Annotated in this window: 19 protein-coding genes and 2 tRNA genes; 7 read left to right on the top strand and 14 right to left on the bottom strand. The window is 60.4% G+C overall.

All coding sequences use genetic code 11. The features are described from left to right. Nucleotides 1-99 precede the first annotated feature (99 nt). Complete coding sequence (locus tag FG381_RS05185) at nt 100-813, top strand: gamma-glutamyl-gamma-aminobutyrate hydrolase family protein (protein ID WP_139687847.1); 714 nt, start codon at nt 100-102, stop codon at nt 811-813. Between the two features lie 93 nt (nt 814-906). Here FG381_RS05185 and FG381_RS05180 read toward each other — a convergent pair whose 3' ends face one another. Next, the gene (locus FG381_RS05180) at nt 907-1,605 is read right to left on the bottom strand and encodes a DJ-1/PfpI family protein (protein ID WP_139687846.1); all 699 of its coding nucleotides are present in this window, start codon (nt 1,603-1,605) and stop codon (nt 907-909) included. A gap of 274 nt (nt 1,606-1,879) precedes the next feature. Here FG381_RS05180 and FG381_RS05175 point away from each other — a divergent pair, with 274 nt between their 5' ends. The 3 genes from FG381_RS05175 (at nt 1,880) to FG381_RS05165 (ending at nt 5,716) form a co-directional block, all read left to right on the top strand. Next, nucleotides 1,880-3,079, top strand: coding sequence for a hypothetical protein (locus FG381_RS05175; RefSeq protein WP_165697842.1), 1,200 nt, complete (start codon nt 1,880-1,882; stop codon nt 3,077-3,079). 95 nt (nt 3,080-3,174) lie between these two features. After that, the gene (locus FG381_RS05170) at nt 3,175-4,350 is read left to right on the top strand and encodes an amidohydrolase (RefSeq protein ID WP_139687845.1); all 1,176 of its coding nucleotides are present in this window, start codon (nt 3,175-3,177) and stop codon (nt 4,348-4,350) included. 94 nt (nt 4,351-4,444) lie between these two features. Continuing rightward, nucleotides 4,445-5,716: a Zn-dependent hydrolase gene (locus FG381_RS05165; protein ID WP_139687844.1), complete on the top strand. Its 1,272-nt coding sequence runs from the start codon at nt 4,445-4,447 to the stop codon at nt 5,714-5,716. Between the two features lie 90 nt (nt 5,717-5,806). Here FG381_RS05165 and FG381_RS05160 read toward each other — a convergent pair whose 3' ends face one another. Beyond that, nucleotides 5,807-6,457 carry a LysE family translocator gene (locus FG381_RS05160; protein WP_139687843.1) on the bottom strand — a complete coding sequence of 217 codons (651 nt, stop codon included), beginning with the start codon at nt 6,455-6,457 and terminating at the stop codon, nt 5,807-5,809. Nucleotides 6,458-6,838: 381 nt separating this feature from the next. On the opposite strand from FG381_RS05160, the gene FG381_RS05155 reads away from it, so the two are divergent. Both FG381_RS05155 and FG381_RS05150 read left to right on the top strand, forming a co-directional pair. Next, nucleotides 6,839-7,612, top strand: coding sequence for a 2-keto-4-pentenoate hydratase (locus FG381_RS05155; protein ID WP_139687842.1), 774 nt, complete (start codon nt 6,839-6,841; stop codon nt 7,610-7,612). A 164-nt stretch (nt 7,613-7,776) separates the two neighbouring features. Next, on the top strand, nt 7,777-10,278 hold the full coding sequence (locus FG381_RS05150; RefSeq protein ID WP_139687841.1) for a tetratricopeptide repeat protein: 2,502 nt from the start codon (nt 7,777-7,779) through the stop codon (nt 10,276-10,278). Between the two features lie 124 nt (nt 10,279-10,402). Here the strand turns inward: FG381_RS05150 and leuD are convergent, their stop codons facing one another. The 8 genes from leuD to smpB form a co-directional block, all read right to left on the bottom strand. Then, entirely contained in the window at nt 10,403-11,017 is a 615-nt protein-coding gene (gene leuD / locus FG381_RS05145) for a 3-isopropylmalate dehydratase small subunit (RefSeq protein WP_139687840.1), read from the bottom strand. A 13-nt stretch (nt 11,018-11,030) separates the two neighbouring features. After that, nucleotides 11,031-12,431: a 3-isopropylmalate dehydratase large subunit gene (gene leuC, locus FG381_RS05140; RefSeq protein WP_139687839.1), complete on the bottom strand. Its 1,401-nt coding sequence runs from the start codon at nt 12,429-12,431 to the stop codon at nt 11,031-11,033. Nucleotides 12,432-12,433: 2 nt separating this feature from the next. After that, entirely contained in the window at nt 12,434-13,531 is a 1,098-nt protein-coding gene (gene leuB / locus FG381_RS05135) for a 3-isopropylmalate dehydrogenase (RefSeq protein WP_139687838.1), read from the bottom strand. Between the two features lie 166 nt (nt 13,532-13,697). Then, nucleotides 13,698-15,296, bottom strand: coding sequence for a 2-isopropylmalate synthase (gene leuA / locus FG381_RS05130; protein ID WP_139687837.1), 1,599 nt, complete (start codon nt 15,294-15,296; stop codon nt 13,698-13,700). Nucleotides 15,297-15,533: 237 nt separating this feature from the next. Next, nucleotides 15,534-16,316, bottom strand: coding sequence for an ABC transporter ATP-binding protein (locus FG381_RS05125; RefSeq protein ID WP_139687836.1), 783 nt, complete (start codon nt 16,314-16,316; stop codon nt 15,534-15,536). 18 nt (nt 16,317-16,334) lie between these two features. After that, on the bottom strand, nt 16,335-17,387 hold the full coding sequence (locus tag FG381_RS05120) for a FecCD family ABC transporter permease (protein ID WP_139687835.1): 1,053 nt from the start codon (nt 17,385-17,387) through the stop codon (nt 16,335-16,337). Next, nucleotides 17,384-18,493, bottom strand: a complete 1,110-nt coding sequence (locus tag FG381_RS05115) for an ABC transporter substrate-binding protein (protein WP_139687834.1) — start codon at nt 18,491-18,493, stop codon at nt 17,384-17,386. The genes FG381_RS05120 and FG381_RS05115 overlap by 4 nt, the downstream gene beginning before the upstream one ends. 47 nt (nt 18,494-18,540) lie before the next feature. Beyond that, entirely contained in the window at nt 18,541-19,044 is a 504-nt protein-coding gene (gene smpB / locus FG381_RS05110) for an SsrA-binding protein SmpB (protein WP_139687833.1), read from the bottom strand. A 184-nt stretch (nt 19,045-19,228) separates the two neighbouring features. Here smpB and FG381_RS05105 point away from each other — a divergent pair, with 184 nt between their 5' ends. Further along, entirely contained in the window at nt 19,229-19,552 is a 324-nt protein-coding gene (locus tag FG381_RS05105; RefSeq protein WP_139687832.1) for an RnfH family protein, read from the top strand. Nucleotides 19,553-19,625: 73 nt separating this feature from the next. Here FG381_RS05105 and FG381_RS05100 read toward each other — a convergent pair. From FG381_RS05100 to FG381_RS05085, 4 genes are all read right to left on the bottom strand, one after another. After that, nucleotides 19,626-19,700: transfer RNA gene (locus tag FG381_RS05100), tRNA-Glu, on the bottom strand. Between the two features lie 102 nt (nt 19,701-19,802). Next, nucleotides 19,803-19,877: transfer RNA gene (locus tag FG381_RS05095), tRNA-Glu, on the bottom strand. Between the two features lie 133 nt (nt 19,878-20,010). After that, nucleotides 20,011-21,405 (bottom strand): glutamate--tRNA ligase, encoded by a 1,395-nt coding sequence (gene gltX, locus FG381_RS05090; RefSeq protein ID WP_139687831.1) that lies wholly within the window; start codon nt 21,403-21,405, stop codon nt 20,011-20,013. A 119-nt stretch (nt 21,406-21,524) separates the two neighbouring features. After that, nucleotides 21,525-22,748 (bottom strand): DUF401 family protein, encoded by a 1,224-nt coding sequence (locus FG381_RS05085; protein ID WP_139687830.1) that lies wholly within the window; start codon nt 22,746-22,748, stop codon nt 21,525-21,527. Nucleotides 22,749-22,779 lie beyond the last annotated feature (31 nt).

Raw genomic sequence — 22,779 nt, 5'->3', positions numbered from 1 at the left:
TCGGGAAGGTTTCGCTCAAAAATAAAATCCTATGGGTCGGAAGGCCGCGTAAGCCTTTCGACCCGATTTTTTTCCCGTCAAGTAAGGACCCAAAGCGCCATGAAGCCCTTGATCGGCGTAACGCCGGACCTGAAGCCCGAATCCGTCCTGGGCGTTCGCAATCAGTATCTGCAGTCGGTGACGAGAGCGGGAGGCATTCCGGTGCTTCTGCCCATCAGCGTTGATGAGGCGGACATGAGGGAGGTTTTCAGTCATCTCGACGGCCTTCTCATTACGGGAGGCGCCGACATCGATCCCGTGCTTTATGGAGAAGAAAAATCTCCCGCCTGCGGCGAACTCGCACCCGAACGCGATCGACTCGAGATGGTGCTCGCGAAGCTTGCAATTGAGCATGATCTCCCGACCCTCGGAATCTGCCGCGGCTGCCAGGTGCTCAACGTCGTCTATGGGGGCACTCTCATTCAGGACATTCCGACCGAGCTCGGCGTCCCGATGGATGTGCATCGCCAGCCCGAGGACTATGCGGTCGTGACGCACGGCGTGACGGTGGAGCCCGGAACGCTTCTTGAGAAAATCGAGGGTACGGGCGAAATTCGCGTCAACAGCCGCCACCATCAGGCGGTGAAGACGCTCGGAAAAGGGCTCGTCCTCAACGCTCGTTCAACGAAGGACGGCATTGTTGAATCCTTCAACGATCCGACGAAGCGCTTCATGCTCGCGGTGCAGTGGCACCCGGAAATGCTCTCGCACGAGCGGCCCGAGGCGCTCAATCTCTTTAAGGCCCTGGTGTCGGCTGCGGCCGCAGGCAACTGAGCGGAGTCTCCTTCCGTTCATCCCGGCTTCACGAGAAAAAGAGGCGCTTTCGCAAACTGGAAAGGCGCCTCTTTTTTCTGGCTTCAGACTTTTTTAAATTGCGAAGGGATCGTCGGAAGGATCGGCGATGCGTCGGTATTCGGTGAATCCTGCAATCCGCCGGGCTTCCGCCTCGCCGAAGCGGTCGGCAATGAAGCCGAGCGCCATGTCCATGCCGGCCGAGATGCCTGAAGACGTATAGAAGCGCCCGTCGACCACCCAGCGGGCCTTTTTCTGCCAGTCGACCTGAGGCACGGCCTTCATCACCATCGGGAGCGCCTTCTTGTTGCTCGTCGCCTTCTTCCCGTTGAGAAGTCCGGTTTTTGCCACGAGAAGAGAGCCGGTGCAGACCGTGAGCACATAGTCTGCTTTCTGGGCGGCGGATTTGAGCATTTCAAAGAAGCGCGGGTCCTTCGGGAGAAAGGCGGGCGCTGCGCCGGGAACGAGAAGGAGCGGCGAGGCGTTTTCCATTTCAAACTTTTCCGTCATGACCGGGAGGCCCTGGGCGCTCTTTACGACGCGGCCCTCGAGGGATGCAAAGCGCATGGAAAAGTCCCTGAGATTCCCGAACATTTCAACCGGGCCCATGGCGTCGATCGTTTCAAAGCCCGGATAAAGAAGTACGGAGAGTTCCGCTTTCGGGGACTTTTCTGCGCCGGCGTTCGCTTCGGACGCCTGAACGGATGAAGCAAAAGCGCTGACCGGCAGTGCGGCAGCAAGCGAACAAACTTGCCGGCGGGTGGTGAGAAGCATGACAAAAGGTCCCTAAAAAAACGTAATGCGTCTCAATTTTGTCCCTTTGCATGAAGCGCTCCTGAAGCCTCCATGCGCCATTCCGGTGCAATGTTTTTTCCCTCTTTTCGCGAAAGCTTTTCTAGGCAAAACTTACTATTCGCCAACATGAATCATCAGAGAAGCACGAGAAAAGGCGGGCTTGAAAACGGGTTCTACCTAGAATCAGTCTTACGGATAAAGGCAGGAAAAGCGCGCGCCTGACGCGCAGCCTTTGTCTGCAGGAGAAATATTCATGCTTTACAACTTCATGTCCGCATTCGTCGCCTGCCTCGTGGTAGTGCTCTTAGGCGAATGGCTCTCCAAGCTCACCAAGGGCTGGATTCCCTCAGTCTTCATTTCCGCAGTCATTCTTCTTCTCTGCTTCTGGACCTTCCTCCCGAAGACGGTGGTGGCGGACGCCAAGATCCTGCAGCTGGGCTCGACCGTTGCAATCTTCCTTCTGATTGCTCACATGGGCACGCTCTTTTCCCTGAAGCGCCTTCTCGAGCAGTGGAAGACCGTGATCATCTGCCTCGCCGGGCTTCTGGGCATGTGCTCTCTTGCCTGGTTCGTCTGCCCGCTTCTCATGGATAAGACACTCGTCATCACGGGTCTTCCTCCGCTCGCAGGCGGCATTGTTGCGACGACCATGATGCAGAAGGCGGCTCAGGACGCCGGTCTCCCCGTGGCGGCAGTCTTTGCCATTTCGATGTACTGCATTCAGGGCTTTGCGGGCTACCCGCTTACGGCAATCTGCCTCAAGCGCGAGGCGCAGAAGCTCCTGAAGGAAGCGCGCGAAGGTCATCCGGAGGGCGGCGCCGTTGTCGACAGCCGCCGCGTGATGGCGGAAGCCATGGCGCTTCCGGAAAATGAAAAGCGCGGCATTCTTGCCGTGCCGGAATCCTGGAATACGCCCTTCTTCGTGCTGCTCAAGCTTGCCCTCGTCGGCTGGCTTGCCCTCGTGATCGGCATTCTCACGGGCGTGAGCGGCGCAATCTGGGCGCTCGTTCTCGGCGTCATCTTCTGCCGCCTCGGGTTCCTTGAGCCTGACGTGCTGAGCAAGACGGGTTCGAAGGACCTCCTCTTCTTCGCGCTGATCATGTTCGTCTACAGCGGCCTGGCCGACTGCACGCCGGCGCTTCTCTTCGACCTGATCGGACCGATGCTGATTCTGCTCGTGATCGGCCTCTGCGGCATGGGCATCATGGCGTTCATTGTCGGCAGGATCCTAAAGATCTCCCCGTGGCTCGGCTACGCCAACTGCCTCACCGCGCTCTACGGCTTCCCCTTTGACGCGATCATGACCGAAAAGATCTGCCATGACGAAGGGGCAAACAAGGAAGAGGTCGACTATCTGATGAGCCGTCTCTTCCCCTCGATGATCGTGGGCGGGTTCGTCACGGTGACGATTACTTCCGTGGTGCTTGCGGGCATCTTCGTGAAGTTCCTCTGATATCTATTTCTTCCTGACATAAGGCGTTCAGGAGCTTTCTGGAGAGAAAGCTCGGATGGGAGCGCCTTATGTCGTTTTTTGGGACGCAATCAAAAATGACTTTGCAGGACCTTATTGAAAAGTACAGCGCATATCAGATCGAGATGCGCCGCTATTTCCATCAGCACCCCGAGGAAAGCACGAAGGAGGTGAAGACCGCTGAGCGCATCCGCGAGGAACTCGATAAGGCGGAGATTCCCTGGAGAGTTTGCGGCATGGGAACGGGCACCCTCGCGCGCATTGAAGGAAAGCTCCCCGGGAAGACCATCATGCTGAGAGGCGACATCGACGCGCTTTCCGTCACGGAAAAAACGGGTCTTCCCTTTGCAAGCGAGAATGAGGGCGTCATGCATGCCTGCGGCCACGACTGCCATATCTCGATGCTCCTCACCGCTGCACGAATGCTCAACGACGTGCGCGACCAGATCAAGGGCACGGTTCTCCTCGCATTTCAGCCTGCCGAAGAAATCGGCCGCGGGGCGCAGTCGATGATTGCCGAGGGCGCGCTCGACGGCGTCGACGCCTGCTTCGGCATGCACGTCTGGGCGGACTATCCGGCCGGCACCGTCGGCATCCGGAAGGGCCCGACGATGGCGAGCGGCGACAAGTTCACCATTACCGTGAAGGGAAAGTCCACGCACGGCGCGCAGCCCCATCACGGCACGGACGCGCTGGTGATGGCGGCCTCGATCGTCATGAACCTGCAGACGATGGTTTCGCGCGAATTCTCCCCGATTGATACGGCGGTCGTTACGGTGGGCAAATTGACGAGCGGCACGCGCTTTAATGTCGTTGCCGGCGACGCGGTGATGGAAGGCACGACCCGCACCTTCTCTAAGGAAATCCGCGACAGCTTTGCCGAGCGCATCACCCGCATTGCGAAGTGCACGGCCGAAGCGATGAGAGGCACCGCTGAAGTCAATTACGAGTACCTGGTTCCGGTGACGACGAATGATCCGAAGATCTGCGACCTGGCGGCAGAAGCCGTCACGAAGATTTTCGGCGAAGGCAAGGTGGTCGAAGCCGAACAGACGATGGGCGGCGAGGATTTCGCCTACTATCAGGAGAAGATTCCGGGCGCCATGGTGTTTCTCGGCATCCGCAACCCCGCCTGCAATGCCGTCTACCCGCAGCATCACATGTGCTATACGGTGGATGAATCCGTGCTCGTGAAGGGCGCAGCGCTCCATACGCAGACGGCGCTCAACTTCCTCGGAGCTGAATTGAAGTAACGCCTGAGGCGCGTCACGCCAGAAACGTCCCCGGAGTCCTTTCATGAATGAGAAGCTCCGGGGATTTTCTTTTTTGCTTTCCCCTACTTTTGCCATGACCCAGAACACTCCTGATTTCGCCCGCGTCTGCGGACCATTCATTGAAAAGCTTTTTTCCGATGTTCGGGAACTCACGCGTTCGCCCGCCCCGAGACGCGGCGTCACGCGCCTCGGCTACTCGCCCGAGGAAGACCGGACGGTGGAATATCTGAAGCGTGCGGGCGAGGCGCTCGGCCTTGAATCGGAAGTCGACGGCGCTGGGAACCTCTGGCTTACGCTTCCCGGGCGCGACCGGTCTCTCCCGGCGCTCGTTTCCGGCAGCCACGCCGACAGCGTGCTGGACGGCGGAAACTACGACGGGCTTGCCGGCATTGCCGCGGCTTTCTGCCCGGTTCTCTGGCTGAAGGCCACAGGCATCGTGCTCCCGCGCGACTACCGGGTGCTTGTGCTTCGCTCTGAGGAGCAGGGGCTCGTCGGCTCCACCGGGCTCCTTGGGAAATTGAAGCCCGTCGACCTTGACCGCCGCTTCATTGCAGGGGCGCCCACGTTGGGCGAGCTTCTTGCGGGGCACGGTCTTGATGTTGAGAAGCTCACGGGCGGGAAGCCCCTGATGGATCTGACGAAGATCGCAGCCTTCTTTGAAGCCCATATCGAGCAGAGCTCGAAGCTCGACAACTCGAAGACCGCGCGCGTGGGTCTTGTCACCGGAATTCGCGGCATACGGCTCAACCGCAAAATCCGCGCGATCGGCGTCGGCGCGCATGCTGGCGCAATCGACTTCCCCTTCCGTCATGATGCGGCCTGCGCCTGCGCGCGCTTTGTTTCGCACATCTACGACAAATGGGCGCATGCGCTCGCGATGGGCGACGACCTGGTCGTGACGACGGGCTCGATCCGCACGCCCGACACGGCGATTCCAAATAAGATTGCGGGCGAATGCGAGATGACGCTCGACATGCGCTCGCTTGACGATGAGGCCTTTGAGCGCTTCTCTGCCGTCATCGACCGGGAGCTCGATCAGATCGCTCAGGAGATGGGCGTGACCTTTGAATCGGATCCCTCCATCATCATTCCGCCCAATCATTCCGATCCGGTGCTGATGGCGCATCTCAGAAAGGGCGCCGAGTCGCTCGGCATCGGCGTCATGGAAATGCCTTCGGGCGCCGGCCATGATGCAGCGAATTTCGGTGCGGCGGGGATCCCCTTTGCGATGCTTTTCATTGCCAACCAGAAGGGATCGCACAATCCCGACGAAGCCATGAAGATGGACGACTTCCTTGCGGCCGCGCGTGTTCTCACGGAAGCCCTGATCCGCTACGACGAGTAAAGAGAAGGATTCCCGGGCGAAGCGTGCTCCCGAAATGAAAAAGGCCGGAGGCATTCCTTCCGGCCTTTCTTCAACAATGGAGGCGCTCCGTCATCCCATCTGAGCGGCAACAGCCTTTACGAGCACGCTCACGCCGAAAAAGATGAAGAGCGCTCCCGAGACGCGGTTCATGATGGTGGAGGCTTTCGGGCCCGAGAGAAAGCGTCTCGCCCATGCGGCCGAGTAGCTGTAGCAGAAGTGAATGACGATGCCCGTGCCTGCGAAGATGGCGAGAAGGACCGCCATGCGCTCGACGTACGGATCCTCGGGCGCCACGAACTGAGGCAGGAGCGAGACGAGGTAGACGAAAAGCATCGGGTTCGTGAGCTGCAGCAGAAAGGCCGAGAGAAAGAGGGAGCACCCCCGGGGCTTAGGTCCCGATTCGGATTCAATGCCGCCCTCTTCGAGCGAACGGAAGCTCTTTGCCGGGCTGTGCCAGGCGCGCCAGCCGAGGTAGAGAAGGACAATCGCCGAGACGACCTGAAGCGCTGTAAAGAGGACGGGCGAGGTGGTGAGAACGGCGCCCAGCCCCACTGCGCAGAGGAGCGCAATCACGAAGGAACCGAGGACGTTCCCGAGCGGCGCCTGCCAGGCGGAGCGCATGCCGCCTCTCAGGGCCGAGGAAATCGTAAAGAGAACGCCGGCGCCGGGGGTGAGGACGGTAACGAAGGTGATGGCAAAAAAGACGGAAAGGTCGTGCATGCCGGATCGGGGAAAGGCAGATGAGTAATAAAGTCTGACTTCAAAATCTTAGAGCTCAAGGAGGAGAGCGGCTCTCAGCGTTTTCGAGAATTGGCGGCGCCTGAGGTTCAGGCCCGCAAAACGACGCTCTATGCGCTGATACGTCCTCGATTCAGGCGTTCTGCTTAGAGATGCGGGTGTTTTCACGATGTGAAGACGATATTCTTTAAAGAATATTCTCTGCGAAATTCGGGATGTGACGTTTCCGGAGGGCGGTGAGGATCCCGTCCGTCAGACGTTCGTCCCTTCAGGAGAAAACACCCATCTTTTTGTTGAGCAGCAGCGGTTTGAGCGTGATGCGAAAAAACGCGGGCTGCGCATTTATTTTCATGAGGCAAGTCGATGAATCTTTCCACACTCCCTAAGGCGCTCTTTGAGGCATATAAGAACAATGCTCCGCTCGAAATGAAGGCCTGCGAAGGCATTCTCAACGACTTCGAAACGGCGTACGAAGTGCAGCGCGCGGTTGCCGAGCAGAAGGGAGAGCCTACGGGCGGCTACAAGATTTCGCTCACGAGCAAGACGACCCAGGACATGTTCGGGACGACCGAGCCGCTCTTCGGCGAACAGATTCCCTCGCGCATCCTTGCGGCTCCCGCCGTCCTTCAGATGGCCGAAATGAATGAGCCTCTGATTGAGGTCGAGCTCTCGATGATCCCGAAGGTTGATCTCGAGCCCGGGATGTCCGACGAAGAGCTCCTCAGGAACGTCACCGTCGCGGGCGGCATTGAGGTTCCGGATGCGCGCTTCAAGGCCTGGTTCCCGGCCCTCAACAAGTATCTCGTCGTCGCGGACTGCGCCGTCGGCGGCTACATCATTCACGGCACGCCGGTGGACGGCACGAAGCTTAAGCTCGAAGACCTCCTCAAGATCCATGTGGATCTCCTGAAGGACGGCAAGGTCATCAAGTCGGGCGACTCGACGGAAGTGCTCGATCAGCCGATTCATGCGCTCAAGTGGCTCGTTGAGGCGCTTGCCAAGCGCGGCAGAAAGCTTGCGGCCGGCCAGGTTGTTTCGACGGGCACCTTCTTCGTGCCGCCGAAGCTCGAAAAGGGTGAATACATCGCCCGCTATACGGGCGCCATTACGGAAGATGTCAAGCTCTCTGTTCGCTAAAGACTTTTGACGGGATTCGTTTCCTGAAAGCCCGGCAGCCGGATGCGTTCCGCTGCCGGGCTTCATTTTTTCTGGAAGCATCTGCGCCTCCGATCTGATTTAATGGAAGAAAGTCATCTGCCGAGGCAGAACGCATAAACAAAACAGAGAGGAAGGAGAAAATCATGTCCATCCCGAAAGGCAGAATTTTCACCGACGCGGATCGCGAGGAGCTCGATCTCCTCGATGACGGGCATTCCATGTATGCCTGGCGCATGGAGCATCTCATCGACGAGAAGATTGCGAAGGGCATTTCCGAAGGCCGCTTTACGGAAGAAGAGGCTGCGGAGGACCTCGAAGCCGCGCTCCGGCTTTCCTATGCGCTCAACAACATGGACAGCTACGAAAAGTACGTCCGGTCCGTGAAGGTTCTTCGGCGTGCTGAGCAGAATGCCGCGGGCTGCGGCGTCTTTTGGTATCGGCTCGGGGCGGCGCTCAACTATCTCGGGAAAATCGATGAGGCGAAGGCTGCGGCCGAACGCGCCGTGGCGGAAGAGCCTGATTATCCCTGGGGATGGCTCCTTCTTGGGAGGATCTGCGCCCATCTCGGACTTAGGGCCGAGGCCTGGGAAGCGCAGAAGCGCGGACTTGAGCTCATGCCCGATGACCCGGAATTTCTGATCCTCGGAGAGGATATTGAGCGAGGCGCCAATCTTGCTCAGATGGAATATCACCTCATTGATCCTGAAGCAGACAAGGCATTGCGCGAGGATGCGCTTCCCTCGGGCGAGCTGCTCGAGAAAATACGTTCCTGCCATTGCATTCTTACGGATCCGGAAGGGCTTCTGGCGGCGAAAAAAGCTCTGCCGCTCAAGGACTGGACGCCTGCGGAGCCGCCCGACGATCCCTTCTGCCGCGGAACCTTTACGTTCGGCAAGGGCGAGGTGGAAATGGTCTTTCGCATGAATGAGCCCGGGTTTTCGCATATGCCGGCCTGGTGGCTCGCGGGACTTGCGCGCCTTTTGCCCTCCGCGCTCGAGGGCTTTCAGAATCCCCTTCTGGTTGAAGTGCGGCAGAATCGGATCGTCAGCATCTATCCGGCAGATGGGGAAGGAAAGCCCGATCAGGAAAACGCGAAGCACTATGACTTAAGTCATATCAGCACCGACAATTCGTCGCAGCTGAGGGGCGAGCAGGATGACGTCGAATACGAATCCGGCGAGAAGGCATTGCTCGAGAAAGTGGAGGCTCTGAACGAGCTCTCCGAATACCAAAGAATCATTGATCTTCTGGAAGCGCTTCCTCCTGAAAAGCGCACGTGGCGGCTCTCCGGCGAACTTGCCCGCGCCTACAACAACATCGCCGAACCCGGCGACGACGAACGGTTCGAGAGAGCGATTGAAATTCTGAGCGCATCGCGAAGCGCCGCCGGCAGCACTTTTCTCTGGAACTACCGTATGGGCTACGCGCTCTACTTCCTCGACCGGGACGGCGAGGCGCTGAAGTTTTTCGAAACGGCGCTTCAGAAGAAGCCCGGAGACGAGGATGCGATCGAGCGGCTCGAGGCGGCTAGACGCGGCGTGACGCTTCCCATCTTTTTGAAGCCCTTCAGCGAGCGCGTGAAGCATGCCTGGGAGCGATTCTCCGACGAAGCCTCCATCGTGATGGATTTGCTCCGCGAGGGACGCATGGTTGAAGCGAATGAACGGGCAGCCAGAATTTTTCATCCGGTCGCAATGAACTGGGGTTTCGGGCTTGGCCTTGATGAGAACGGTCGGGGAATCCTCTTCTTTTCGCCGAAGGGGAGGCTGAGCGAAGCGTTTCCGCTCGTCTATTTTGCCGACCGGATGCCTGAAGCATTGAAGGAAGAATGGTCCCTCCAAATGGGACGCGGCCCGGAAATTCATTTGGGAAGAGGCGCATTCCGGTCCGGGATCCGCCCGGAGGAGCTTACGCTCTGGGTGGACCAGGAGGATTCGGGCTGGCGAGTGAGCTTTTATGCGGAGAGCTTCCGCGGGATTTCTCAGGACGATGCCCCGGCGGTCTTCGAGGATCTCGGCACGATGATTGAGGATGCGGTGGGCGAAGCCGTGAGCATGCGCAATGTACGCGGCATTTCCATCCTGAAGGCGCGCCGCGAAGCGCCCGGGATTTCGTTGAGCGAGCTCTCAAAATGGTTCCATGAACATGTGCCCAACTCGCGGGATTTTGATATGCGGGCGCTTCTGGAGGAGAAGCTTCAATTTTGGCTCAAGCCCGATCCCGAGGCGAAGGAGCTCTACTTCGATATTGGTCCCGGATTTACGAAATGTGCGGCCTTTATGAATGAGTACCGGGCGGACGAAACAGGGGACGTTGATGCCATGCAGAGGCTCGGCGCCGCAGCAGGGTTCTTCGCTTTTGAATTTGCGCCCGATGAGGATGCTGAAGCCCGGGACGAATCCGAGCGCCGCGCGATCGAGGACTTCAGGAGCGCCATGGCGGACTTTCCGGAGGAAGCAATGATCTACGGCGAAGCGCAGTCAAAGGAGCGCGCTTATGTCGAGGTCATTCTCTGGGATTCGAGAACCTTCCTCAATAGAGCGGTGGAGTGGCTTAAGAGCTATCCCGGCATTGAGAGAGCGCTTTTCAGAACCTGGAGGCGAAGAGCAGGGAATGTTGTCCTGAAGGCGCCTGAAGAAGGTTGAAGGCATTGACGCTCAAATCCCGCACTTCAAGCCGCCGCGAATGAAAAAAGGCTGCTTCCCCCGCTTTGAGGAGGAAGCAGCCAGTCATGGGCAAAAGGGATTTTTGAAGCAAAAAGCGTGCGGCTTAGCCGAGAGGCTTCGCGCGCCAGGCAGGCATCGTCGCCTCATAGGCGGCGATCTTGTCCTCGTCCTTCAGGGTGAGGCCGATCGCGTCGAGGCCTTCCAACATCATCCAGCGGCGGAAGGGATCCACCTTGAAGCTGAAGTGAAGGTCGCCCGCCGTGACGGTTTCCTTTTCAAGGTCCACGGTGACTTCCATGCCCTTATCGGATTCGAGCTTTTGGAAGAGCGCGTCGATTTCAGACTGCTTGAGCTCAACCGGAAGCAGGCCGTTGCCGAGCGCGTTGTTCTTGAAGATGTCGGCAAAGGAGGGCGCAATCACGCAGCGGAAGCCGTATTCGAGGAGCGCCCAGGGGGCGTGCTCGCGGCTTGAGCCGTTGCCGAAATTGGCCTGCGCAACGAGGATCCCGGCGCCCTTATATTCCGGGTAGTTGAGCACGAACTCGGGATTGGGCTTCGTTTCCTCGGCGTCGAGCCAGCGGTGGTCGTGAAAGAGATGGTGCCCGAACCCCTTCCTGTCGACGGCAAGAAGGAACTGCTTCGGGATGATCTGGTCGGTGTCGACGTTGGCGCGGTTCAGAGGAACTGCGACGGACGTGAAGACGGTGAATTTCTGCATTGCCGGAATTCCTTTAGAGATAGTCGCGCGGGTCAGCGATGCGGCCGGCAACGGCAGAAGCCGCCGCAGAGGCCGGGCTCATCAGGTGCGTGCGGCTGCCGCGCCCCTGACGGCCGACGAAGTTGCGGTTCGAGGTGCTCGCTACGCGGGAGCCGGGTTCCGCACGGTCGTCGTTCATCGCGAGGCACATCGAGCACCCCGGGAGACGCCATTCGAAGCCCGCATCGCGGAAGATCTGCGCAATGCCCTCGGCTTCAGCCATCTCGCGGACCTGGGCGGAGCCCGGAACCGCGAGCGCGCGCACGCCGGGCGCAACCTTGCGGCCCTTCAGAATCTCCGCCGCGGCGCGGAAGTCTTCAATGCGTCCGTTCGTGCAGGAGCCGATGAAGACGGTGTCGATCTTTGCAGACGTCATCGGCGCGCCCGGTTCGAGCTCGATGTACTTGAGCGCATTTTCGGCGCTTTCGCGGGCGACGACATTCTCAAAGGACTCGAGAACGGGGACCTTCCCCGTAATCGCCGTTTCCTGCCCTGGGTTCGTGCCCCAGGTAACCTGCGGCTCGAGCTTCGAAGCGTCGAGCACGACCTCGGCGTCGAATTTGGCGTCGGGGTCGGAGGCGAGCGTGCGCCAGTAGGCGACGGCTTCGTCCCAGTCCTTCCCCTTCGGCGCGTAGGGACGGCCCTTCAGATATTCGAAAGTGACTTCGTCAGGCGCAACCATGCCCACCTTGGCGCCCATTTCGATCGCCATGTTGGAGAGCGTCATGCGGCCTTCCATCGTGAGCGCCTTGACGGCCTCGCCCGCGAATTCGACGGCGTATCCCGTGCCGCCCGCCGTGGTGAGGCGACCGGCAATGGCGAGAATCAGATCCTTGGCGGAAAGGCCTTTCCCGAGTCTGCCGTCGCAGCGGATGCGCATGGTTTTGAGGCGCTGCTGCTTCAGGGTTTGGGTCGCCATCACGTGTTCGACTTCAGAGGTGCCGATGCCGAAGGCGAGGGCGCCGAAGGCGCCGTGCGTCGCCGTGTGCGAGTCGCCGCAGACGAGCGTGGTGCCGGGAAGCGTAAAGCCTTCCTGCGGCCCGATGATGTGCACGATCCCCTGACGGGCGTCGCCGAGGCCGAAGAGCTTCACGCCGAATTCGCGGCAGTTTTCGATGAGGGTCGTCACCTGCTTCTTCGCGAGCGGCATGCAGGCCTCAAGCGTCGGGCGCTGGGTCGAGATGTCGTGATCCATCGTCGCGATCATGAGGTCGGGGCGGCGGAGCTTGCGTCCCGCCGCGCGCAGGCCCGCAAAGGCCTGCGGGCTCGTCACTTCGTGAATGATGTGGCGGTCGATGTAGAGGAGCGGAAGTTCGCCCTCTTTCTGCATCACGACGTGGGCGTCATAGACTTTTTCGTAGAGCGTCTTTCCCATTTTCAGGCTCCCTCGGCAATGCGGCGGACGATGGCGTCGCCCATTTCGCGCGTGTTGAGGGGGTGGGTCCCTGCGGCGCGGGCGAGATCGGCCGTGACTTCGCGGGCGGCCAGCGCGTCGAGGACCGCCTTTTCAATGGCGTCGGCCGCTTCCTTTTCGCCGAGCGAATAGCGAAGCATCATCGCGGCCGAGAGAATCTGCGCGACCGGGTTGGCAATGCCCTTCCCGGCAATGTCGGGAGCGGAGCCGCCGGCGGGCTCATAGAGGCCGAAGCCGCCTTCGCCGATCGAAGCCGAGGGGAGAAGCCCCATCGAGCCCGTGATCATGGCGCATTCGTCGGAGAGAATGTCGCCGAACATGTTCGAGCAGAGCATGATGTCGAACTGCGCCGGATCGCGGATGAGCTGCATCGTGGCGTTGTCGACGTAGATGTGGGAGAGCTCGACGTCGGGATAGTCGCGGGCGACTTCCTCAACGGTTTCGCGCCAGAGGACGGAGGAGGCGAGGACGTTCGACTTGTCGACCGAGGCAACCTTCTTTCTGCGGCCGCGGGCGGCTTCGAAGGCCGCAACGGCGATGCGGCGGACTTCGCGCTTCGAATAGACCTCGGTGTCGTAGGCGGTCGTATCCTCACCCTCGCCCTTCCTGCCCTTCGGCGTTCCGAAATAGATGCCGCCCGTGAGTTCGCGGACGATCACCATGTCGAAGCCCTTTTCCGAAATGTCGGCGCGAAGCGGCGAAAGCGCGGAGAGGCCGGGGAAGATGCGGGCCGGACGGAGATTGCAGAAAAGCTTGTAGCGCTTTCTGAGAGGAAGCAGCGCGCCGGCTTCCGGGCGCTGGGAATGCGGAAGATGGTCCCACTTGGGGCCGCCGACGGAGCCGAAGAGAATCGCGTCCGCCTTGTCGCAGGCAGCAATCGTCGCTTCCGGAAGGGGGGTGCCCGCCGCATCAATGGCGGCGCCGCCCACAAGGGCTTCCGTGCGTTCGAGCGTAAAGCCGAAGCGGGCGCCGGCAGCGTCGAGCACCTTGAGCGCTTCGCGCATGACTTCGGGGCCGATGCCGTCGCCGGCGAGAACTGCAATGCGGTGGTTGCGGGTCATATCTGTCATCCTGGTAGGAAATACGGGGTAAAAAGAGGGCGGCCGTCTCCAGAAAATGTTCTGAAAGCGGTCAGTCGTAAAACGGTTGGGCGCCGCCCGGGGAGTGAGAGGTGAGCCTGGCGTTCAGTCGCTCCGGCGCTTCTCCCCGGACTTTGAAGCCTGATCTTTATTCAGCGGCTTTTGCGGCCTGCTCGGCAGCGGCCTTCACCGTGCGCGAGGGGCGCTTCTTCGCCGCGTGAATCTTCTTCGCGCGCTCGATGTTGTTGATCGCATGGAGGAGCGCGAGGGCAGACGATTCAATCACGTCGGTCGAGAGGCCCATGCCGTGGAAGATGCGGCCTTCGTATTCGACCGTCACGTCCACCTGGCCGAGCGCGTCCATGCCGGCGCCGTTGGCGTTGATTTCGTAGCTCTTCAGCACGCACTTGACGCCCGTCAGGTGCGTGATGCAGTTGTAGCAGGCGTCGACGGGACCGTTGCCGATGCTCGATTCCGTGCGGGTGCGGCGGCCGACGCGCAGGCGCACCGTGGCGGTTGGAATAACCGAGGCCGTGCCGCTCGTCACGTTCATCTGCTCGAGATGGTAGGTGTCGTCCTCTTCGTCGAGCTTCGTGAAGAAGATGAGGGATTCAAGGTCGTAGTCGAAGACCTGGCCCTTCCTGTCGGCGAGCTTCAGGAAGCGCGCGTAGATGTCGTTGAGATCGTACTCGTCGTCGGCGTAGCCCAACTTCCTCAGGCATTCGCGGATCATGTGGCGTCCCGAGCGGGCGGTCATGAGCATCGTGTTGCCGCTGAATCCCACCGATTCGGGGGTGAGGATTTCGTAGGTTTCGCGGTTCTTGAGGACGCCGTCCTGATGGATGCCCGACGAGTGCGAGAAGGCGTTCGAGCCCACGATCGCCTTGTGCGAGGGCACGGGTTCGTGGCAGATCTTCGAAACGAGTGCGGAGGTGCGGGCGATGTTCTTCGCGATGATGCCGGTTTCGACGCCGCCCAGAATCTTCGAGCGGAGCTTGATGGCCATGGCAACCTCTTCGAGAGAGCAGTTGCCGGCGCGTTCGCCCAAGCCGTTCACGCAGCACTCGATCTGACGAGCGCCCATCTGAACGGCCGTGAGGGAGTTCGCCGTCGCCATGCCGAGGTCATTGTGGCAGTGAACGGAAATGACGGCCTTGTCGACGTTGGGGACCCGGTTCATGACCTGGGTGATGATGCCGCCGAATTCGGTCGGAACCGTGTAGCCCACGGTGTCGGGAATATTGATGGTGGTGGCGCCCGCCTTGATTGCTTCTTCAATCATGCGGCAGAGCTGATCGATCGGGGTGCGTCCCGCGTCTTCGCAGGAGAATTCAACATCGTCCGTGTACTTTCTTGCCTGTTTGACGGCGGCCACGCCCATGGCGAGCACGTCGTCGAAGGTCTTGCGGAGCTTGTCCTTCACATGTATCGAGGACGTGGCAATGAAGGTGTGTATTCGGAAGTGCTCGGCGGCCTTGAGCGCCTGGGCGGCCACGTCGATGTCCTTGATCACGGCGCGCGAAAGCCCGCAGGGAACGGCATGCTTGAGCGTTCTCGCAATCAGCTGAACGGATTCGAAGTCGCCCTGGGAGGAAACGGGGAAGCCCGCTTCAATGACGTCAACGCCGAGCTCTTCGAGCGCGAGCGCAATCTGAAGCTTCTGCCGTTCGGAGAGGCTCTGCGGAAGCGCCTGTTCGCCGTCGCGCAGCGTCGTGTCGAAGATGATTACTCGGTCCTGACTAGCCATGTTCCTTCTTCCTTTGTTGTTGTCGGCTCAAACTGAAAGTCGGCTTTCAGTCGTTGGGTGCAGTGTGCGAAACATACTCCCGCGTGAAGTCAACTGTCAAGAAATGCAGAACTAAAGTACCGGGTTTTGAAAAGGGAACTAGTTGATAATCTCTATAAACCTATTTTTTACGTGGTAGTTTTTGCAAAGTTGTCGTCTTGTGCAGAATCCGGATTTCTGCATGAATCGCCACGGCCTTCAAGGCAGCGCCGCGACGACGGGCAGGGTTTTCGAGCCGAATTGAAGCGTGCGGATTTTGACGTCGATGCCGAAGAGCTTCGAGAGCGCCGCTTCAGTGAAGATTTCGCTGGCCGGTGCAAAGACGGGCGGTTCCCCGCGGGGGACGAGAAGGCCCGTTTTCGCGCGCGAAAGCGCATGAGCGGGAAAGTGGGTGTTGAGAATGACGCCGGGGCCGCGTTCGGTGAGCCGGTCGATGACCTCGAGAATAAGCGCCTGGTTGCGGAAGTCGAGGTTGCTTTCGGGTTCGTCGAGGATGAGGAGTTCCGGGTCGTTCGCGAGCGCCCGGGCGATGGCCGCGAGCTGAAGCTGGCCGCCCGAGACCTCCGAGCAGAGGCGGCGCGAGAGGTGGGGGATTCCGACCTCTTCGAGCGCTTTCTGGGCATGGATCCAGTCGGCTTTGCCGGGCGACGAGAAGAGTCCGATCCGGGCGCTCCTGCCGAGGACCACGTATTCGGCAATCGAGAGCGAAGCGAGGTTCGAGAGCTTTGCCTGCGGCACGTATGCCGCGCGCTGCCAGAAGTCGGTTCGATGCCAATCGCTCAGGGGCTTGCCGTTGAAGAGCGACTCGCCCGTGCTCCAGGGCATGAGTCCGAGGAGGCACTTGAGGAGCGTTGTCTTTCCGGCGCCGTTGGGTCCGAGAACCGCGAAGACGCCGCGGCCGTCAAATTCGAAATTGACGTTCCTGAGGACCGGGGCGCCCCCTGGATAGTGAAAGGATCCGTTTCTGACCTGAACGTCCATGATGCTTTCGGCCTCCTGTCAGAGCGGTCTGCCGGCGCGGCGCATGAGAATGATGAAGGCGGGGGCGCCCACGAGCGCCGTGAGGATGGAGACCGGAATCTCGCTCTCGGCCATGGTGCGGGCCGCCGTGTCGATGAGAATGAGGAAGAGCCCGCCGAGGACCATGGAAGCGGGGAGCACCCGCTCATTGGCCGCGCCGAAGAGAAGACGCGCCGCATGAGGAACGAGAAGCCCCACCCAGCCGATGAGGCCGCAGAGGGAAACCACCGACGCCGTCATGAGCGTGGCGGCCAGAATGACCGTTCCCCGCATGAGCCGCACGTTGATGCCGAGGCTTTCCGCCTCGTTCTTGGGGAGCGACGCGGCGTTGAGGCGCCACCTGAGGCTCATGAGGATCGCGCCGCCCAGGATGAGGAGCGGGAGGCCGGGAAGAATCGTGCGGATCGAGGCGCCGGTGAGGGACCCCATGAGCCAGAAGGTGATGGAGGGAAGAACGTCCTGAGGGTCGGCGGCAAACTTGACGATGCTCACGAAAGCGGTGAAGAGCGCGCCCACCACCATGCCGGCGAGCACAATCATCAGAATGGAGCCCGATTCGCCGTTTTGTCCCCGGGCAACGAGCATGACGATCGCAATGGCGGCAAGCCCCGAGAGGACGGAGAGCCCCTGAATGGCGAAGGCTCCGAGCCCGAGAAGAATGGCGAGCACGGCGCCGAAGGAAGCGCCGGTGGCAACGCCGAGCGTGTCGGGGGCGGCGAGGGGATTGGCGAAAAGCGCCTGAAAGGCGGCGCCGGAGGCGGCGAGACCCGCCCCTGCAATAAAAGCGAGGAGAATGCGCGGGAGTCTTACATTCCAGACGATGCTCGCGGCAGGGGTCTTCGCCTCCGGGTGCAGGAGGGCATCGAGCGTATCGGCGGGCGACAGGCCGTAGCGCCCGGCGAGAAGCGAAAGGAAGGCCGCTGCAAAGGAAAGCAGAATGAGGAGCGCCAGCGTGAGCCGGAAGTGCCGCGAGCGTTTTTCGGCATCAAGGAGCGCGCCGGGCGCTCCGCATTCCGGCGCTTTACTCATCATCGGCTGCTCCGGACCGACACGGAGGCGTTTTCGGCGCTCCCGGCGTCATGCGTGAAGACGGCCCTCGCCTCGTCGTCGGAGAGCGTCGCGCCGAAGCCCGTCTGGTAGTAGCGCTTTGCTTCCTCAACCAGATTCAGATCCTCAAAAGCCTTCGGATAAAGGGTTTTGGCAAGCCAGAGGAGCGTGACGGGAGCGTCGGCCGAAGGCGTAAAGGTGCGGTAAAGCCCGAGCGGCATCTTGTAGACCGCCTTTTCCCGGACGGCCTTCACGTGAGACCAGTCGCGGCCCTGATCCCGGTTCTCGAAGATGTCTTCGGGCATGAGGGGCGTGAAGTTCGTGAGAATCACGGCATCGGGATTCCAGGCGTAGACGCTTTCCATTGAGACCGCGGCATTGGCGTTTTCGGCTTCAATGCCGCCCGCTGCGTTCTCGGACCCCGTAAGGGCGCACCAGGACTCGCCGAAAAAGCGTTTTCCCGAAACCACGAGCTCGCGCGAATCGGCCCGGACGATGAAGAGAACGCGCTTTCTTTCCGCTTGCGGAATGGCGCTGATGCGCTTTTCCACGAGCGCCTTCGCGCGCTTCATTTCGCCGCGGAGCACTTCGCCCCTTGACTTCTGGTCGGGAAAGATCTTTTCAAGCGACCGGGTCCACCCGTCGAAAGTCTCTTCAACGTCGTAATTCCATTTGACGGGGCTGATGCCGAAGGCCGTGAGCCCGGCCGAGCGCACGCGCTCGAGCATGCGCTTGTCGGGGGCATTGATGAGCACAAGGTCCGGGTTGAGCGCCATCAGGCTCTCAATGCTGAGGTTGGCTCCCTGAATGAACCGGGTGGGGATCTGAAGCGCTTGCGGGTAGAGTTTCCCGAGAAGTCCGGCTTTCGCTGCGGACATCGATGCCGGATGCATGCCGGCGATGCGGGCGGGATCGCCCGTAAAGGCAACCGCATAGGGAGCGAGCGGAAGAATGTTTGCAACGACGACGCGTTGGGGGCGGTCGGGCACCTCCACCTTGTCGCCGTTGTCGTCCGTGACGGTCCGCGCAGAGGCAAGCGCCGCCGCGAGCGCGAGGAGAATGCCGGCAAAACTTCTGACTTTTGGACTCATGATGCTGTTCTTCCGCTGGGTTCTCTGCCTGAAGGAGAGCGACAACGTCAATAGACGTTCCGGCCTCTCGAATCCTTCTTCATGATGCGTTCCTGCTCGCGCTTCCATTCCTTCTTGCTTTCGTCCGCGCGCTTTTCATATTCGCGCTTGCCGCGGGCGAGCGCGATGTCGACCTTGACGCGGCCCTTGCTGAAGTGAAGGTTGAGGGGAATGAGCGTATAGCCCTGACGCTCGACGCGGCCGATGAGCTTCATGATCTCGCGACGGTGCATGAGGAGCTTCCTCGTGCGGTTTGTTTCGAGCGTTTCGTGCGTGCAGACCTGGTCGGCGGGATTCATATGCGCGTTGCAGAGAAAGAGCTCGCCGTCGCGAATGTAGACGTGGGCGAGATTGATCTGCGTGCGCCCGGCACGGACGCTCTTTACTTCCCAGCCGCGCAGCACGAGGCCCGCTTCGAAGCGCTCCTCGATCGTGTAGTCGAAGGTCGCGCGCTTGTTGACGATGCGCGGGGTGGCTCCGGCCTTGTTTTTCTGTTGTGCTTTGGTTGCCATAGGTGGCCTTGCTTAAAAATTCGGGTGCTTGACGTGCGGGCCGGTTCTTCTCAAACGGAAGGCTCGAATGCTGGTTTTGAGGGAGAAGACGCTTGCAATTCTCCGCGCGCCCGCGATAATGCTTTGATTTCTTTCCTTTGACGGGAAGTCAAATTCTATCGACTTTGCGTTCGAACTGATTTCTATGCGAATTGCAATCTGTGAGATTACTCATCAGGGCGCGAAAGCCGTTGCGGCAGAGCGCGAAATTGAACTCCCCGAGGCCGCGACGGTTGAGGAAGCGGTTCTTGCACTCGGGCGCGACCCGAAGGAAGCGGGACTCGGCCTCTCGATTTACGCGCGCCGGGCTGAACTCACCGACGTTCTCGCCCCCGGCGACCGGCTTGAACTCTCCGAGCCGCTTCTCGTGGATCCCCGGGAAGCGAGAAGAATGCGCGCGGAGCGCCAAGGCGACGTGAGGTTTCTCACCTGCGGGCGTCACGGCGGCAAGCATCGGCTTGCCAAGTAAACGGCACGTTAAAAACACAAAACCCTGCATCAGAGTCATCTGCCGCAGGGTTTTCTTCGATGTGAATTCGATTTGGCGTCCCCATCCGGATTCGAACCGGAGTTGACAACGTGAGAGGCTGCCGTCCTAACCGCTAGACGATGGGGACATCGTTGCAAAGCAGCTTTGGAAGAAGCGCTTCGCCAAAGTGCTCCGCCGGAAACAAAAAAGCCCTGCCGGAAGAGCAGGGTTTCTTTTTCGCCGTGATGCTTGGCGTCCCCATCCGGATTCGAACCGGAGTTGACAACGTGAGAGGCTGCCGTCCTAACCGCTAGACGATGGGGACATCACTGCGGAGAGGTCGAACTATACAGAAGTCTCTTCAAAAAAGCAAGTGTGTTGATCCCAAGAGCTCGAAAAAAGAAAGGGACCGCCCTTTCGGACAGTCCCTTGGGAACAAAGTCAGGCGACTTTCCCCTTTAGGCAAGCGCCTTCGCGATGCGGGCGAGCACCTTTTCGCGGCCGATGAGGCAGAGCGTGCGGTCGATCTGCGGCGTGCGGTCGGCAACGCAGACGCCGACGCGAAGCGGCGTGGCAAGAACCTTCATCGGGATTTCGCGCTCAGCCATCACGGCCTGAATGGCGTGGTAGACGTTTTCAGGGGTGACTTCATCGAGAGCCTTCATCTTTTCGCCGAAGAGCGCGAGCGCTTCGCGGCCGCCGTCGGCAAGGGCCGCGGCGAGGGCTTCGGGGTCCGCGTCTTTTTCAACGTAGAAGAAGAGCGCAGCGTCGGCGAGCGCTTCAAGCGTGGCGCTGCGGGTCTTCAGCAGACCGCAGACCTGAACGAGGTCGGGACCATTCTCAATGAGGCCGCCGCGGGCTTCAATGCGGGGCTGGACGAGTTCTGCGAGGCGAGCGTCGTCGGCTTCCTTCATGTACTGGCCGTTGAGCCAATCGAGCTTCTTCCAGTCGATGCGGGCGGAAGCGCGCGAGCAGTCCTTGAGGTCGAACACCTGGGCGAGCTCCTCGCGGGAGAATTTCTCCATGTTGCCGTGGCCCCAGCCCAAGCGCGCGAGGTAATTGAAGATCGCTTCGGGGAGGTAGCCCTTCTTTTCATATTCAAGAACGGACACCGTGCCGTGGCGCTTCGAGAGCTTCTGGCCGTCCTGGCCGCAGATGAGCGGGAGGTGCGCAAAGACGGGGACTTCAGCGCCGAGCGCGCGGTAGATGTTGATCTGGCGCGGGGTGTTGTTGATGTGGTCGGCGCCGCGGATCACGTGGCTCACCTTCATGTCCCAGTCGTCCACCACAACGGCGAAGTTGTAGGTGGGGATGCCGTTGCGCATGATGATGAGGTCGTCGAGCTCGGAATTCTGAACCGTGATGGGGCCGTAGACGGCATCGTCCCAGGTCACTGCGCCTTCGTCGGGGTTGCGGAATCGGATCACGGGCTTCACGCCTTCGGGAATCGGGCGGCCCTTGCAGTTTTCAGGACGCCAGCGGCCGTCGTAGCGGGGCTTGAGGCCCTGGGCGCGCTGCGCTTCGCGCAGTTCGTCGAGTTCTTCCGGGGTCGCGTAGCAGTAGTAGGCGCGGCCGTCGGCGAGCATCTGGTCGACCACTTCCTTATAGCGGGCAAGACGGTCCATCTGATAGATGGGGCCTTCGTCGTAATCGAGGTTGAGCCACTTCATGCCGTCAAGAATCACCTGCACGGCTTCCTTGGTCGAGCGCACCTGATCGGTATCTTCGATGCGCAGCAGGAACTTGCCGCCGAAGTGACGGGCGACAGCCCAGCAGTAGATGGCCGTGCGCGCGGTACCGAGGTGCATCATGCCGGTGGGGCTCGGCGCGATGCGGGTGCGAATTTCTTTCATGTCGAAAAGCTCCGGAAAAACTCGTTCGCTTCCCGGGCGAGGCGGATGGAGTCCCCTCGCCCGGGAAGCGGAAAAGAAGAATTGGATATTTTAGAACGCTCAATCTTAAGCGTTTGTGCTTAGGCCCACGTGAAGTAGGTCCAGGCGGAGAAGATGACGGCAAGGATCGCTTCGCAGATGAAGATCTGCTTGAAGGACTGGAAGAAGTCGGCCTTGAAGTAGTCCACCGAAATCGTGAAGCAGAGATGCACGGGCGTGAGCATCTGGCCGATGCAGCCGAAGACCATCGCCATGCCGGCGTAGGTGAGGCTTCCCGGGGCAATGGCCGCGCAGATCGGCATGGCCATCGCGATGTAGCCCTGGGACATGCCGGTGAGAAGGCCGACCAGGACGGAGAGCATCGCGAAGATCACGGGGGTCGGAAGCGGAAGCGCCTTCAAGGCCGCGAGCGTTTCGTCGAGCACTCCGGTGCCGGAAAGGAGCGAGATGAAGTAGAGAATCATCACGACGTTGAGAAGGAGCTTGCGGTCGAAGGCCTCAAGGAAAATGTCCTTGATGGGCACGGGGCGCTTCAGGAAATAGAAGGTCGGGATGAGGGCGAGAACGGAGATGCCCATCGCAATGCCGGCAGGCATGTTGAAGATGAGCATGAGAAGAATGTTGAGAACGACCGGGGAGATTGCGAGGACGACGTTTCCGAAGTCCGTGAGGCGCGAGGTCCCTGTCGAGACCGCCTTTTTGACGAGATCCTCGCCCTTCAGGGGTGCGAGCAGCACGAACCAACCCACGATGAAGGTGGCTGCGGCGAACCAGATCAGGTGAAGCACGAGGTCGGAGAGGTGAATGCCGGCAATCGCGCAGGCAAGGAGCATCCCGGGGACCGTCGGGCTCGAGGTTTCAAAGACGTGGCGGAAGTAGTAGTTGGTGGAGGCCTTCCGGGCCGGAGAAATATTCATCCCCTCGCTTGCCGCCTGAACAATCGGGGCGGAAAAGCGGGCGCCGCCCAGAGAAGGCAGAAGCCCGAGGAATGCGGGCATGACGGCGAGCGTGATGCGCGAGGAGGAGAAGAGCCGGTTCAGGGCCTCAACCATGCCTTTCAGCGTTCCGGATTTCCTCAGCTGCACCTCAAGGCACATGACGAAGTAGAGCGCGAAGATGAGGTCGTAGGTTCTCGGAAGCGTCGCCGTCTCCACAGCGCTCGACCAGAGCGTTGCGAGCGACCGGTCGTTCAGAATCCACATGACGGCGCCGGCGGCGAGAATCGCGAGGCCGATCATTACGCGAAAGCGCAGGAGTACGGCAATGGCGAGAATCGCCAGGAAGAGAATGAGGAAGATATTCATTTTGTTGTAAATTCCGAGAGAATTCCGGTAT

Origin of the sequence: Sutterella faecalis (assembly GCF_006337085.1) — a bacterium.
GTDB lineage: Bacteria > Pseudomonadota > Gammaproteobacteria > Burkholderiales > Burkholderiaceae_F > Sutterella > Sutterella faecalis.
This window is presented reverse-complemented; position numbering and strand designations above follow the sequence as displayed.